At 72.9% G+C, this 15,065-nt stretch carries 11 protein-coding genes; 4 read left to right on the forward strand and 7 right to left on the reverse strand.

Annotated features, from left to right (window positions below; translation table 11 throughout):
• The first annotated feature begins 172 nt into the window (after positions 1-172).
• Entirely contained in the window at positions 173-1,711 is a 1,539-nt protein-coding gene (locus WMF27_RS38985; RefSeq protein WP_437763829.1) for a hypothetical protein, read from the forward strand.
• A 70-nt stretch (positions 1,712-1,781) separates the two neighbouring features.
• Here WMF27_RS38985 and WMF27_RS38990 read toward each other — a convergent pair whose 3' ends face one another.
• Entirely contained in the window at positions 1,782-2,255 is a 474-nt protein-coding gene (locus tag WMF27_RS38990; RefSeq protein WP_437763828.1) for a MarR family winged helix-turn-helix transcriptional regulator, read from the reverse strand.
• A 187-nt stretch (positions 2,256-2,442) separates the two neighbouring features.
• Between WMF27_RS38990 and WMF27_RS38995 the strand changes: the two genes are divergently transcribed.
• The gene (locus WMF27_RS38995) at positions 2,443-3,609 is read left to right on the forward strand and encodes a serine hydrolase domain-containing protein (protein WP_437763827.1); all 1,167 of its coding nucleotides are present in this window, start codon (positions 2,443-2,445) and stop codon (positions 3,607-3,609) included.
• Positions 3,610-3,732: 123 nt separating this feature from the next.
• Here the strand turns inward: WMF27_RS38995 and WMF27_RS39000 are convergent, their stop codons facing one another.
• A complete protein-coding gene (locus WMF27_RS39000) occupies positions 3,733-5,832 on the reverse strand; it encodes a substrate-binding domain-containing protein (protein ID WP_437763826.1) in 2,100 nt (699 codons plus the stop codon).
• Between the two features lie 286 nt (positions 5,833-6,118).
• On the opposite strand from WMF27_RS39000, the gene WMF27_RS39005 reads away from it, so the two are divergent.
• On the forward strand, positions 6,119-6,277 hold the full coding sequence (locus tag WMF27_RS39005) for a glucuronyl esterase domain-containing protein (protein WP_437763825.1): 159 nt from the start codon (positions 6,119-6,121) through the stop codon (positions 6,275-6,277).
• A gap of 94 nt (positions 6,278-6,371) precedes the next feature.
• On the opposite strand, the gene WMF27_RS39010 is transcribed toward WMF27_RS39005, so the two are convergent.
• Positions 6,372-7,010, reverse strand: coding sequence for a TetR/AcrR family transcriptional regulator (locus tag WMF27_RS39010; protein WP_437763824.1), 639 nt, complete (start codon positions 7,008-7,010; stop codon positions 6,372-6,374).
• 92 nt (positions 7,011-7,102) lie between these two features.
• Between WMF27_RS39010 and WMF27_RS39015 the strand changes: the two genes are divergently transcribed.
• Complete coding sequence (locus tag WMF27_RS39015; RefSeq protein WP_437763823.1) at positions 7,103-7,843, forward strand: 3-oxoacyl-ACP reductase family protein; 741 nt, start codon at positions 7,103-7,105, stop codon at positions 7,841-7,843.
• A 28-nt stretch (positions 7,844-7,871) separates the two neighbouring features.
• Here WMF27_RS39015 and WMF27_RS39020 read toward each other — a convergent pair whose 3' ends face one another.
• The 4 genes from WMF27_RS39020 to WMF27_RS39035 all read right to left on the reverse strand — a co-directional run bounded on the left by WMF27_RS39020 (position 7,872) and on the right by WMF27_RS39035 (position 15,061).
• Entirely contained in the window at positions 7,872-8,795 is a 924-nt protein-coding gene (locus tag WMF27_RS39020) for a response regulator (protein WP_437763822.1), read from the reverse strand.
• Positions 8,789-11,653, reverse strand: a complete 2,865-nt coding sequence (locus WMF27_RS39025) for a response regulator (protein WP_437763821.1) — start codon at positions 11,651-11,653, stop codon at positions 8,789-8,791. Before WMF27_RS39025 ends, WMF27_RS39020 begins: the two co-directional genes overlap by 7 nt.
• A 238-nt stretch (positions 11,654-11,891) precedes the next feature.
• Positions 11,892-12,752: a sugar ABC transporter permease gene (locus WMF27_RS39030; RefSeq protein WP_437763820.1), complete on the reverse strand. Its 861-nt coding sequence runs from the start codon at positions 12,750-12,752 to the stop codon at positions 11,892-11,894.
• Positions 12,749-15,061, reverse strand: a complete 2,313-nt coding sequence (locus WMF27_RS39035) for an extracellular solute-binding protein (protein WP_437763819.1) — start codon at positions 15,059-15,061, stop codon at positions 12,749-12,751. Before WMF27_RS39035 ends, WMF27_RS39030 begins: the two co-directional genes overlap by 4 nt.
• Positions 15,062-15,065: the final 4 nt, after the last annotated feature.

A 15,065-nucleotide genomic window follows, 5' to 3' on the forward strand; every position in this document is an offset into this window, starting at 1 on the left:
CTCGCAGCAGGCGCGTGGTCGTCGGGCCCGCGCCTGCAACGGGAGCAGCGAACACACGAGCATTTCGACACAGAACGGCACAGGTCATCGAGCGTAACCGGGGCTTTTGCGAAGGAGCTCGACTGGCACATTTGGTGCTGAGTGGCAGCGCATCGCTGGGAGGCGAGCGCTCATGAGCAGGGAATTGCCCAACCATATCCTTCGAATCCTCGGGATCGGCATGCTCGCCGGCCTGTCGCTGACGCTCGGGTGCCAGGGCAGCACCAGTGTGCCAGCGGGCACAGGAGGGGCCGGCGGCGCCGGCGGTCAAGGCGGCGCCGGCGGTCAAGGCGGCGCCGGCGGTCAAGGCGGCGCCGGCGGTCAAGGCGGCGCCGGCGGCGCCCCGGAGACGTGTGATTCGCAGCGGGGCGACCATGACGATGCCTGTCCCGCGGACGCGCCTTGCGCGATCACGCTCGACGTGGAGGTGACGTGCACCGGTTATGACTTCGCAGCGGGCGGGGTGCGGGCCGTTCCGGCGGCGGGAGCGACGTACCTCGTGACGAGCAGCAACGCCCCGACGCGGCTGTTCGAGCTCGACGACGAGGGGGCGACGCAACGCGACTTCGACGTGCAGAGCAGTAGCGTGAGCGTGGCGCTCTCGCCGGACGGAAGGGCGTATGCCGCGGTGGATGAGACGGACGGCGGCCCCAACAGCTATCCCGGCGGTGTCGTGTTCCTGCCGCTCGCCGGCAGCGCGACCGAGAAGCAGATGGTGTTCGATCGCGACGACAAATACGTGCCGGTCCTCGATGTCGCGATGGACTCCCGGGGCGAACCGCACATCTGGATCCTCACGGACGCGCCGGAGGTCATCGAGCACGCGACGCGCACGCCCGGCGGCGCCTGGGACGTCGCGCCGGCGAGCCGGCTGGCCGACAGCGGTTGGCCCCGCTTCGCCCTCGCGCCCGACGACGCGCCGCTTTCGTTCGGCATGGTCCAGGCGGGCTCCGACAGCTGGCAGCTCCAGGTGCTCGACGGCGCCGAGGAGCGGAGCCTTGGCGCTCCGGTCCCCTCGGGCTCGCCGGTCCGTTACGAGCCCATCCCGCCGCCGAAGCCCGCCGGTCAAGCGACGATTCCGCGCTTCGCGGCGGTCGTGCAGCACCCCGACGGGCTGCGGCTGGAGAGCGCCGGCGAGGGCGACGGCGTCGACGAGGTAACGATCCCCGGCACAGCGACGCCGTCGTACAGCTGCCAGCGCGGCTTCGGCGACCCCGCGTGGCCGGACTGCCCGGCCGACTGCCACGAGGTGACCTCCGGGCTCGAATGGTCGGCCTTCGCGGCCGCGCGCACGAGCGATGGCGACGTGTGGATCGCGTTCCTGATCAGCCACATCGACTGGACGATCGCCTACGAGGTGCAGGACATCGACCTGCAGCCGACGTGCGTCGGAAACATCGCGGCGGACGAGAGCCGCGGCGAGCTGCGCCTCGTGCGCGTGCCTGCCGAAGGAGGGGCGCCGGAGGTCGCGGTGACGCTGCCGCTCCCCGCGATCGCAGGCGAGAGCCATTTCAGCGATGTGTACCAGCGCCACCCGCTCGTCGATGTCTCCGCGTTCGGCACGGAGCTCACCGTGGCCATGCGCACGCAGGCGTCACGCCTGGGGCCCTTCACGGCCCGCGTGCTGCGCGTCGACACCTCGCTCCTCGCGCCCGCCGCGCCAGGCGACTGAGACGCGCGCTGCACCTCGACGCGTCGGCCCTCGACCCGGCCGCGCAGCCGCCGGCTCGGACCCGGGCGGGCTATGGCTGGCGGAGCCGGCGCGAGGACAGGAGCTCGAGCCCTCCCGTGCGCTCCGCGATGCGCTGGAGCGACGCGAGCAGCGCGCCGGCCTGCTCCTCGCCGAGCAGCGCGCGGAGCCGCCTGTTCACCGCGGCGCGCGCGGCGCGCCCCGCCTCGACCGCCGCCCACCCGCGGTCGGTGAGCTCCACGAGCCGGTTGCGCTGGTCGTCCTCGGCGACGCGCCGGCGCACGTAGCCGAGCTCCTCCAGCTCCGCCACCGCCTTCGAGGCGCCCTGCGCCGTGATGCCGAGCCGCTCCGCGAGCTCCCTCACCTTCACCGGCCCCGGGATGAGGTGCTGGAACACGTATCCATGGCTCGGCCGGAGATCGCCGTGGCCGGCCCGCTCCACGCGGCGCATCACCTCGTCGCTGGTCGCGGCCGCGATGGCGGCGAAGAGCAGCACGAGGTCCTCGTCCGGGCGCGCAGGCTTCACGGCCGGAGCGTGTAACCCGCAACCGAGGTTGCGCAAATGACGTTGACGGCCGCGGGCGGCGGCCCTATTCATCAACCAAGGTTGCGCAACATGGGTTGCGTATCGTCGGGGTCGGGCGCGAAGGGCCGGGCGGCTCGCCCGCGCACCCGGGCCGAGCGGCCCCGAGGAAGGGACGAAGGGACGAGCGATGCACCTCGCGATCCATGGCTCCTGCGACCCGGCGTTCGCGCCCGTGCGCGCGGCGTTCGCCTCGAATTTCGAGCGGTTTCCCGAGCTCGGGGCCGCGGTGTGCGTTGCCGTGCGCGGCCGCGTGGTCGTCGACCTCTGGGCCGGCTTCCGGGACGCGGCGAGGACGGCGCCGTGGCGCGGCGACACGATCGTGAACGTCTTCTCGGCGACGAAGGGCGCCGTGGCGCTGTGCGCCCACGCGCTCGCGGAGCGGCGCGCGCTCGACGTGGACGCGCCGGTCGCCGCCGCCTGGCCGGAGTTCGGCGCGGCCGGCAAGGGGCGCGTCCTCGTGGCCCAGCTGCTCGACCACAGCGCCGGCCTGCCGGCGCTCCGCGCCGAGCCGGAGGAGGGCGCGCTCTACGACTGGCAGGCCATGACCGCCGCCCTCGCCGCGGAGGCGCCGTTCTGGGAGCCGGGCGCCCGGCACGGCTACCACGCCGTGACGTTCGGCTTCCTCGTGGGCGAGGTGATCCGGCGCGCGAGCGGTCAGCGCGTGGGCGCGTTCCTCCGGGAGGCCGTCGCGGGCCCGCTCGGCCTGGACTTCCACATCGGCACGGGCGCCGAGCACGACGGGCGGGTCGCCGAGGTGCCGCCGACCATCGCGAGCGCGAAAGGCCTGGGCGGCGCGTTCGGCGCGAGCTTCCGCGACCCGGCGTCGCTCACCTCGATGGCCTTCACCAGGCCGCGCGACCTCGTGACGCCGGGCCTCGTCAACACCGCCCGCGCCCGGCGCGCGGAGATCCCCGCGCTGAACGGCCACGCGAACGCGCGCGCGCTCGCGCGGATGTACGGCGCGCTCGCGAACGGCGGCGCGCTCGCCGGCGCCGCGCGCGTGCTGTCGCCGGAGGCGATCGAGGCCGCGCTGGTGGAGCGATCGGCAGGGCTCGACGCCGTCCTCCTCGCGGAGAGCCGGTTCTCGCTCGGGTTCATGCTGCCGAGCGCCCTGCGCCCCTTCGGGCGCGGCCCGCGGACCTTCGGCCACCCCGGCGCGGGCGGGGCGCTCGGCTTCGCCGACCCCGACGCGGGGCTCGGGTTCGGCTACACGCCGAACCAGACGATCGCGAGCGGCGAGGGCGGCGACCCGCGGTGGCCGGCGCTGATCGAGGCCGTGTACTCGTGTCTATGAGCGCTGGTTGCGCGCGTCCGGGGCGCGTGGTTGTTTTTTTTGAGAGAAGGAGCCCTGAAAACAGACAAATCACCTCCCACCGGGGCTCGAGGTCAGGCGGCGACACCGTCACGGATCCGGCCATCAGGCGAGGCGCGCTGCGCCGCGCCTCGCGCCGCGACGGCGGAGGCCTCCTGTCGTCAGCTCGTGAAGGGCGCCCGCCAGCGACGAGTACGTGGCCAGACTGCCCAGCTCCACGTCCACGAGGCTCCTGGCGAGCTCGGGGCGCACGCCGACCAGGAAGAGGCGCGCGCCGAGCAGGGCGACCGCGCGGCTGGTCTGGCCCAGCGCGTGGGCGACCTGGGCGTCCACCGCCGCCACGCCGGTGATATCGAGCAACACGAAGCGCGCCTCGTGCCGGCCCACCCCCTCGACCACGGCCGTGAGCACCTGGAGGGCGCGGTCCCGGTCGATCGCGCCGATGAGCGGCACGAGCAGCACGCCGGGCAGGAGCGGGATGAGCGGGCAGCCGAGCTCGCGCACCGTCTCCGAGAGCGTCCGCTCGCTCGCATAGGCCACCTGAAGCTCCGCGTTCTTCGTCGAGAGCGACTGGACGAGCTCGCCGCGCTCGAGGGCCGCGGCGAGCAGCGACGCCCAGACCCCGACGGTGCCCTCGTCGCCGGCCAGCTCGCGGAGGGTCGGCCCCATGAGCGCCACGACCCCCCAGTCGCGCCGCTCGGTGCGGATCGGCAGCAGCATCATCATGAGCGCGCCGCTCGCGGCCGCGGGCGGCAGCAGATGCTCCGGCGGAAACGCCTCCAGCCGATGGCGGCTGCCGATCGGGGGCGTCGCGCTGCCGTCACGGCTGTAGGCGCCGGCGACGACGAGCGTCTTCGCGTCCTCCCGGAGCGCAAGGCAGGCCCAGATCGCGCTGGTCTTCGCGAGCCATGAGAGCGACATGGCTTCTTCCTGGGAACCGCTGACCAGCGCGAGGCCCACGTCGTGATTGGACCGCACGAGCATCCCGAGCTGCGCCACGAACTCGGCCTCGACGCTGAGCCGAGCCCGAGCGATCGAGAGGTGCGCGCCGTCCAGGAACGCCTCGACCCGCTGCGCCGACGCCGCGTCCCCGCCCAGCCGCGCGCGGCGCCGCTCGTGGGACCGGCGGAGCAGGCGCACGATCGCCATCAAGGTGCCCATATCGGACGAGACGTCGATGGCCTGTTTGTAGGCGCGCTCCAGCGCCTTCGCCGGAGGGGGCGCGGCGCCCTCGATCGCCGCCTCATACGCCTCGAGCACCAGGGCGACCCCCGGCCATACCGCGGCAGGCGACGTATCGGGCGGAAGGGGCCGGGGCGCGAGGAGCAGCTCGACCATCCGTCGAGCCAGGTCGCCGCCGCCGTGCTCCCCCGGCGCCGCGTCCTCGTCGAGGAAGCTCTGGACCACGTCGCATCCGCACGAGATCCGCTGGATCAGCGTGTTCGGCGTGAGCACGAGCTCTGGCGGGGCCGTCTCGCCGGCGAGCATCGAGACGACGAGCCCACACGCGGCGCTCCCCAGCATCTCGAACTGCTGGCGCACGGTGGTCAGCGGCGGGTCGGCGGTTTGGGCCTCCGGCACATCGTCGAAGCCGACGATCGCCAGCTCCTCGGGGATGCGGACGCCCGCCGCCTTCAGCGACGGCATCATCCCGATCGCGTTCTTGTCCGTCCCGAAGACCGCCGCCGTACACGCACTCCGCAGCGCGATGAGGTGCGGGGCGGCGTTCTCGCCGCCTGTATACCAGTTGTCGTCGGTCCGGACGACCAGCTCCGGGTCGAACGGTATCCCCGCCTCGATGAGCGTCTCTCGGTAGGCGTCGAAGCGCTCGCGCACATCGGACGCGTGGAAGCAGCCGACGAACGCGATGCGCCGGTGCCCGTGTCCGATCAGATGGCGCACCGCGCCCCGGATCCCGCTGTGGTTGTCCGGGATCACGGACGGGCAGTCGCCCTTGTGGACATGGGTGCCGACGACGACGAGCGGGACCCGCTCGGCGGCGAGCTGCTCGATGCCGTCCACGCCGATCACGACGATCCACCCATCCACCTGCTCTCTGGCGAGCGAAGGGGCCTGGAGCGAGCCGGCCGTGCCGCGCATCACCAGCATGCGACAGCCGTGCTGCCGCGCCGCCTCGTGGATACCCGTCAGGACCGGGTTCCAGAACGAGCCGTCCAGATAGGGGGTGATGACGCCCACGGTCATCACACGTGGCGTCCCACGGGCGCCTGTACCGCGGCGGGGCGGCTCCGCGAGGCGATTCACGTCACGCGTCGAGCGGCCGGCATCTCCGGCCGCGGCCGGCTGCCCGTCCGCGCCATCTCCCTGGACCGAGCCGTCAGATCGGCCGCCCTGCGGCTCCGGCAACTCGACTTCACTGCCCCGGCTACCCTGAACCATCGCCCCGGTCTCCCTGCTCCCCCGTCCCACGGCTGCACTCGCGTGCCCACCTATATACCACGGTCCGGACGTATCCCTTTGCGACGGGGCGATGTCGAATTGCTCGCTCGATTGCTCGCTCGCAAACCACTTCGGTCCATTCGTGCGGAACGCTGACGCTACCAATCTTCCCATCGACACCCATGCGCTGGTCGCCATGATCGGGCCACGCGGCCTGCTCGTCCTCGACACCCGCACCAACATCGGTTGAGCGCGCCAGCCGGCCACACAACCGTCCTGGCAATCGTCCTCGGCGACTCGACACCGCGTCGACCCACGAGCTCTCCACGGGACGACGCGGGAGCCTACGGACCGCGCGGGGCGTCGAGCCCAGGCCATGCCCGCATCGCGGCCTCCACGGCCGCGCGGAGGCTCTCCCGTGACGCGCCGTCCCGCGCCTGGACCGACATCCCCAGCAAGACGGTCACGTAGAACGTGGCCAGCGCGGCGGCGTCCGTGTCGGACGCGAGCTCGCCGTCCTCGGTGCTCCGCTGGATCCGCGCCTGGAGCGAGGCATGCCAGGCCTCGCGGCACCCTCGCATCAGGTCCTGTACGGGCCGCGCGCCGGGGGAGCACTGGGTGCCGGCCAGCGCGATCATGCAGCCGGACGGCCGATCGGGCTGGGTGAACTCGTCGGCCGCCGTCTCGAGCAGCCGCTGCACCGCGCCGCGGGCCGTCGGCTCCTCGGCAAAGATGCAGCTCATGCGCTCGCCCCCCCTGGCGAGATACCGATCCACCGCCGTCCGAAAGAGCTGCTCCTTGCCCCCGAAGGTCGCGTAGAGGCTCGACGGGCTGATGCCCATCGCCACGCTCAGCTCGTCGAGCGACGTCGCCTCGTAGCCCCGGTCCCAGAACAGGAGCATGGCCCGCTCCAGCGCCACCTCCTGATCGAAGGCGCGCGGCCGCCCTCGGCCTCGCTGGATCCGCCCCGCCGATTTTTTCATAACGATCGTTCCATAAATCACTTGACGGACAGCGACAACCTACGTAGCTTCCGTTTAAGGAACGATCGTTCCAAAAAAAAGGAGACCTCTCGATGGGTACGTTGAAGGGCAAGGTTGCGCTGGTCACCGGGGGTTCGCGGGGTATCGGGGCGGCGATCGCCAGGCGGCTGGCGCACGAGGGCGCCGCCGTGGCCATCACCTATGCCGCGTCGCCCGCGAGGGCAGCCGAGGTGGTGCACGCCATCGAGGCGGCAGGCGGCAGGGCGGTCGCCGTCCGCGCGGACAGCGCCGACGCAGAGGCGGTGCGGAGCGCCGTCGCCCAGACGGTGAAGACCTTCGGCCGGCTCGACGTGCTGGTGAACAACGCCGGCGTCGCCGCCATCGCCCCCCTCGATCAGTCCTCGCTGGAGGAGCTCGATCGCCTCATGGCGGTGAACGTCAGAGGCCTCTTCGCCGCCACGCACGAGGCCGCCCGTCACATGGGCGAGGGCGGGCGCATCATCAACATCGGGAGCATCAGCAGCGACGGAGCGCTCATCCCCGGGATGGCCGTCTATGCCGCGACCAAGGGAGCGGTCGCCGGCCTGACCCGCGGCTGGGCCCGGGATCTCGGTCCGCGCGGCATCACGGTCAACAACGTCCAGCCGGGCCCCGTGGACACCGAGATGAACCCGGCCGACGGCCCGCTCGCCTCCGGGTTCAAAGGCCAGATCGCCGTGCAGCGCTACGGACAAGGCGACGAGATCGCCGGCATGGTGGCCTACCTGGCCGGCCCCGAGGGCGCCTTCGTCACGGGCGCCAACCTCAAGATCGACGGCGGCTTCACCGCCTGATCTTCCCGAGCCGCGACCGGAGACCGCGTCAGCCGCCGTCGTCGCCCGGCTCGCCGCCTGCCTCCGGCGAGCGGCACCGCATCACCATGCGGATCTCGTTGCCCTTGTCGTTGTGCCGCACCTCGTCCATGAACGTGCGGATCAGCATCAGGCCGCGGCCGCTCGGCTTGTCCAGGTTGGCGAGATCGGTCGGATCCGGCAGGTTGCGCGGGTCGAAGCCGGGCCCCTCGTCGCGCACCACGTACGTCGCCTCGGTGCGCGTCTCGCGCGCCACGACGACCACGCGCCGGTCCCGGTACGGGCTCTCCGCCCGGCGGCGCTCGACGAGCGCGGAGAAGGCGCTCGGCTGCTCGTCGAGCAGCTTCGAGCTGACCTCGAGGTTGCCGTGCACGATGGCGTTCACGAGCGCCTCGCGCAGCGCCACCGCGACCTGGATCCGGCCCGTCTCGTCGCACAGCCGCATCCGGCCGAGGCTCTGCTCGACGTGGCCCACCAGCGCGGGGACCTTCGCCACGTCGTTGTCGAGCTCGAAATGGGACTCGGTCGCCGTCAGGCACGAGAGGAGCTGCTGCTCGCGCCGATCGAGCCGCGCCACCGCGAGGACGTTCTCGACCGTGTTCACGAGCTCCGCCGCGAGGTTCCGCTTCGCGACGTAGCTCGCGGCGCCGCGCCGCAGCGCCTGCACCGCGATCTCCTCGCTGCCGTGCGCCGTCATCAGGATCACCGGGAGGTACGGGTGCTCGCGGCGGATCGCCTCGACCAGCTCCAGGCCGTCCATCTCCGGCATCTGGAGATCGGTCAGCACGATCTCGGGCATCGACCTGGCGATCGCCTCGAGCGCCTCGACGCCGTTCTCGGCGTACACGGGCTCCATCCCGGCGCGCTTCTTGAGCAAGCTCCCGGAGAGGCGCCGATCCATCGGGGAGTCGTCCACCACGAGCACCCTCACCATCGCGTCACCTCGCTATCAGAGCGCCGCTCGCCGCCCTGCGCCGGCGGCGCCGGGTCCGCCGGCGCGCCCTCGCGCACGAACGCGGCGAGCTCGGGGAGCAGGCGCTCGATCTGCGCCCGCAGCGCGAACTGCGCCTCGGCCAGGCTGCCGAGCTCGTTCGCGCGCGCCATCTTCTCCAGCGCGAAGGAGGCCTCGAACGCGCCCCGCGCGCCGAAGCTGTCGACCCCGCCCTTCAGGCTGTGCGCGGCCCGCTGGAGCTTGCGGGCGTCGCCGGCGGCCACCGCGTCGTCGATGTCGCCCATCCAGCGCGGGCACTCCTCCAGGAAGACCTCGGCGAGCTCGCGCAGGAGATCGGCGTCGCCGCCCGTCCGCTCCAGCGCCTTCGTGCGATCGAACATCGGCCGGGCGGTGATCGAGGAGGGCGAGGGCAGAAGCCGCTCCTCCGATCGGGTGCTCGGCGGCCCGCTGTCGGACGCCGGCGAGGGCGCCGACGCGTCCGAGCTCGGCGCGCCGAGCGACATGCGCGCCGGGTCCTCGATCTCCAGGGCGGAGGGCCCGGCGGCCAGCCGGTCGATCATGTCGTAGAGCTCCTCGACCTGCACCGGCTTCGACACGTAGCCGTCGAAGCCGGCCCGGAGGCAGCGGTCGCGGTCGCCCTTCATCGCGTACGCGGTCACGACGATGAGCGGCATGTGCCCGCCCTCGCGCCGCTCGCGGGCGCGGACGACCCGCGCGGCCTGGAGGCCGTCCATCTCGGGCATCTCCACGTCGAGCAGGGCCACGTCGTACTGCCCGCCCGCGATCTTCTCGACGGCGAGGCGGCCGTTCTCGACGATGTGCACGTGGTGGCCCTGCCGCTCCAGCCAGCGGCGCATCAGCTTCTGGTTGATCGCGTTGTCCTCGGCGACGAGCACGCGCAGGCCGCGGGCGCGCGGCCCGGGCGCGGCGCGGCGCGGATCGGCCGACCGGAGCGAGGTCCGCGTCGGGACGCCGAAGGCGTGGAACACGGCCTCCTGGAGGTGGGACGTCTTCACGGGCTTCGTGACGATGGCGAAGACGCCGAGATCGCGGCAGCGCGCGACGTCCGCCTGCGCGGACGTCGAGCTGAGCAGCATGAGGACGCGCCCCTTCAAGATCTCGCGCTTCCGGCAGTGCTCGACCACGGCGAAGCCGTCGACCTTCGGCATGCGGGCGTCGACGATGACGAGGCCGAACGAGCTGCTCGGCCCGACCGCGTTGCCCCCCGGCTTGCCCCAGGGCAGCGCCCACACGCCCGAGTCCTCCGAGAGCGCCGCGATCGCCGCCGCCCCCGAGTCGACGGGGACCGCCTTCATCCCCCAGCCCTCGATGGTGTCCGCGAGGATGCGCCGCGCGGTCGCGTTGTCATCGGCGATGAGGACCTTCGTGCCGAGCAGGTCCTTCGGGATCTCCAGGCGGCGCGACCGGGCGGCGCCATCGAGCGCCCGGAGCTGGAGGGTGAAGTGGAACGCGCTGCCCTTGCCGACCTCGCTCTCGATCCAGATCTTGCCGCCCATCATCTCGACAAGGCGGGCGCAGATCGTGAGGCCGAGCCCCGTGCCGCCGTACTTGCGGGTGGTCGAGCCGTCCGCCTGGGCGAACGCGTCGAAGACGACCCGCTGCTTCTCCGGGGCGATCCCGATGCCCGTGTCGATCACGCTCACGCGGAGCACCACGGCGTCGCCGAGCGCCTCGCCGGCGTAGAGGCTCGGCGTGCCCTGGCTGTCCGCGCTGGCCTCCTCCTCGGCGGTGAGGGGCGCGCGCGACTCGACCTCGGCGCGGACGACGACCTCGCCGGCGTCGGTGAACTTCACCGCGTTGCTCACGAGGTTGACGAGGACCTGGCGCAGGCGCAGCGGATCGCCGACCAGGGCCTCGGGCACGTCGGGGCCGACGTCGTAGGCGAGCTCGAGCCGCTTCTCGTGGGCGCGGAGCGCGAGCGTCTTCACGGCGTCGCCGATGATCTCGCTCGGGTCGAAGACGACGGGCTCGATCTCGAGCTTGCCGGCCTCGATCTTCGAGAAGTCGAGGACGTCGTTGATGATGGAGAGCAGCGCGTCGGCCGAGATCTTGACCATCTCGAGGTACTCGCGCTGCTCCTGGGTGAGCTCGGTCTGGAGCGCGAGCGACGTCATGCCGATGATGCCGTTCATCGGGGTGCGGATCTCGTGGCTCACGCTGGCGAGGAACTCGCTCTTCGCGCGGCTCGCCGCCTCGGCGGCCTCCTTGGCCTGCTGGAGCTCCTCCTCGACCGCCTGGCGCTGCATGAGCAGGGCGCGCAGGCTCGCGGAGTGCTCGCGCTCGTTCTCGAGCGAGGCCTCGCCCATGGCGTCCGCGCGGCGCTTGGCGATGCTCGCCATCACCGCCATCGCGGGGGTGGTGACGGCGTAGACGATGACCCGGAGGAGGTTGTCTTCGTCGTACGATAAAAGGACGCCATCCTTGGAGAAGTAGAGCGCGAAGAAGACGCACGAGATGAGCGCCGTGACGATGCCGCTCCAGAGGCCGCCGCTGAACGCCGCGAAGACGATGATCATCGAGAGGATCGCGGGCGGGTTCGGGACGGTCCAGTCGAGCGCGGCCTCGAGCGTGGCGACGGCGCCGATGACGAGCAGCGCGAGCACGGGGCCGAGCAGCGGGAGCACGACCTTCTCCCACGAGGGCCGGCCGAGGCGCCGTTGCCGCGCGGTGGGGAGCGGCAGGAACGTGCCGCGGCCGTCGGCGTCGCCGCCCGCGCCCATGGATGCGCGGGGCTCGCCGCCCACGCCCACCCATGGGCGGGGGTCCGCGTGAGCGGTCCCCGGCGCGGCGGCGGGCGGGGGATCCTCGGCCTTCGGCATGGCTTCATGGAGATAGCGGGGTCGCTATCGGGCGTCCACGGCCGCGAGGGCCGGGCCCCATGGACGGGCGGCGCCTGGGCACAGCGGGCAAGTAGGAGGGACGCCCCTCGGCCCCGAGCAGCACGAGGCCGGGCAGCGCGGGTCGCGCCGCCGGCGGACGCGGCGCTGGCGGCCCGCGCCGCCGGCGCCCCGGCCGCCGCGCGCCGGGGCGCCCGCAGCCACGCTCACCGCGGCGCGCTCACCCCTTCACGCCGCCCGTCGTCAGCCCCGCGATCAGGTGGCGCTGCACCACATAGAACGCCGCCATGACCGGCAGCGACACGAGGAGCGCCCCCGCCGCGAACCGCTCCCACTGCGCGTCGTACTCGCCGATGTACCGCTGCAGCACCACCGGCAGCGTGAACATCTCCTCCTTGCCGAGCAGCGTCGCCGCGAGGATGAACTCGTTGTACGCCGTCATGATCGCGAACAGCGCCGTCACGGCGATCGCCGGCCGCGCCGCCGGGAGCACGACCCGGAGGAACGCCTGGAAGCGCGTCGCCCCGTCGACCATCGCCGCCTCCTCCAGGTCGACCGGGATCGCCTCGAACGCCGCCCGGAGCTGGAAGATCGAGAACGGCACCGCCGTCGACGCGTAGCAGAGCACGAGCCCGGTCCGCGAGTTGAGCAGGCCGAGCGCGTCGAGCAGGAGGTACAGCGGGATCGCGCTCGCCACCGTGGGGAACATCTGCGTCGCGAGCAGCGCGCGCAGGCCGCGGTCCTTGCCGAGGAACTGGAAGCGCGCGAGCGCGTACGCCGCCGGGACCGCGACGGAGACGCCGACGGCCGCCGTCGCGAGCGCGACGACGATCGAGTTGGCGAGCTGGCGGGGGAAGAGCCAGATCGGCTCACCGCCGACCTTCTTCGACGTCGTGACCACCGCCACGATGTGCTCGAACGTCGGCTGGTTCGGGATGGGCAGCACCTCCGGCACCGGCGGGCGCGCCCCGGAGAAGGCGATCGAGGCGACCCAGAGCACCGGGTACAGCGCGAACGCGACCGCCGCGACCAGCGCGGCGTGCACCGCGATCGACTCGACAGGAGAGGGCCTCCGCGTCACGCGACCTCCGTCGCCGCCGCCGGCACGGGCGCCGAGCCAGCCTCGGCCCCGCCCTGCGGGATGGCGGAGACGGGCGTCCGCCGCCGCCGGAAACGAAAGGCCCGCGTCGCGAGCGTCAAGAGCAGGAAGATGAGCACCGAGTACGCCGCCGCGTAGCCGTACTGGGCCTCGCGGGTGAACGCCCACCGGTACGCCTCGGAGACGAGGATGTCCGTCGTGCCGTCCGGGTCGCCGCCGGACACGAGGAACACGACGTTGAACATGTTGAACGTCCAGATCGCGCCCAGCGTCACCGCGGGCGCGAGCACCGGACGGATCAGAGGCAACGTAATTTTCCACAGACGCTGCCATCGCGTGGCGCCGTCGACCTCGGCGGCCTCGAGCACGTCCTCCGGCACGGCGGTGAGCGCGCCCAGCGTGACCACCATCATGAACGGGAACCCGAGCCAGACGTTGGTCATCACGTTGGCCGTGAACGCCGTCGTGAAGCTCGAGAACCAGGAGATGGGCTCGATGCTCGTCCCGAGCGCGGAGTTCACCGCCTCGATGAGGCCGGTGACGGCCCCGAACTGCCGGTGGAACATGCCCTTCCAGGACAGCGCGGTCACGTAGCTCGGCACGGCCCAGGGCACGATGAGGAGCACCCGGTAGAGCGCCCGGAGGCGCAGGGTCGGGCGGTGCAGGAGCAGCGCGAGCGAGACGCCGAGGAGGACGTGGAGGCAGAGGTTCACGGCGGTCCAGAGCACGGTCACCGCGAGCACGAGGTAGAACGAGCCGCTCGCGAAGAGCGGCCCGCCGCGCGCCGTGAGGATGCTGATGAAGTTGGCGAGGCCGACGTACCGGAGGCCCTCGCCCCTGCCGGCGAAGAGCGACGTCGCGGCGCCGATGACGAGCGGGACCATCACGAGCACGCCGATCGCGACGACCGCGTGCGCGACGTACTTGTAGGCAGGAATCGAGCGCCCGATCGAGCGCCCGATCGAGCGCCTGAGCGAGCGCCATGACGCGACGCCGGGGGCCGCGGCCCTCGCGGCGCGGACCCACCGGAGAGCGAGCAGCAGCGCGAGCGCGCCGAGCGCGACGAGGAGCGGCGCCGGCGAGGCGGGGGGCGGGGGCGGCCGGCGGACGTCGTCGAAGCGGCGCTTGGCCTCGGAGAGCGCGACGTCGGGGGGCGCGTCGCCCCGGAGCACCTTGCGGATCGCGCGCGTGGCCGGCTCCCAGGTCGAGCGCATCGCCGGCGAGGTCGGCATCGGGATGGCCGCCCTGGCCTGCTCGGTGAACGCCGCGATGAAGGCGTCGCCGGCCGGGACCGCCACGTCGCTCCGCACCGGCGGCGTGCGCGCGACCTCGAGCCGCGTGGCCGCGGCAGCGGCGCCCGCGAGGTGGCGCGCGAGCGCCCGCGCCCCGGCGCGCCGCGCGCCCTGGGGCGAGAGCATCACCGCCTCGACGGTCAGGAACGGCCGCATCGGGAGGCCCGTCTCGCGCACCTTCGGGAGCGGGACGACGCGGGCGCGCCGCCGCGCCTCTTCGCCGAGGCCGCCCGCGAACCACGGCCCGCTGATCACGAACGCGGCGCGGCCCGCGTTGAACAGGTCGGTCACCAGCGCGCCGTTCGCGTCCTCCGGGATGACCCGGCGCTCGATGAGCGAGCGGACGAGCTCGAGCGAGCGCTCGGGCCCCGGGCCGACGAAGCCGAACTGGTCGTCCTCGCGCAGCATCGCGCCGCCGAACGCCGCGAGGATCGGCATGTGCGCGTAGGCGTTCGACGCCTCGTACGCGAGCGGGTACACGCCCTCGGGGAGCGAGCCGGCCAGCGCCGCGATGTCCTCGAGGGTCGCCGGGGCCTCCTTCACGAGCGCGGTGTTCATGTAGAGCGCCACGCACTTCTGGCTGATCGGCAGGCCGAGGAGCTCGCCCCCCTGGCGGACCGCGGCGAGCGCCGGCCCCAGGAACACGGCCTCGCCGCCCGGCTCGAGCGCGTCGCCCACCGGCGCGACGAGGGCGCGCGCGCGGAAGTCGCCGAGCCGCTCGTGGGCGTCGATGAACAGGTCGGGCCCCTCCCCCATCGGGATCGCGGCCTGGAGCTTCGAGGCGTAGGCGTCGAACGGGAGGGCGAGGACCTCGACCTCCTCGCCCTCGAAGGCCGCGACGATGGCGTCGAGCGCCCTGGCCTCGTCGTCGCGGTAGGCGTGCCACAGCCGGATCGGCGCCGCGGCCGCGAGCGCGGGCGAGAGGAGGATCAGCGCGGGCGCAGCGAACGCCGCGAACACAGCGAGCGTGAGCGCGAGACGACAGCGACGGCTCGGCACGGTC

Source organism: Sorangium sp. So ce281, from assembly GCF_051527395.1.
Lineage (GTDB): Bacteria > Myxococcota_A > Polyangia > Polyangiales > Polyangiaceae > Sorangium > Sorangium cellulosum_B.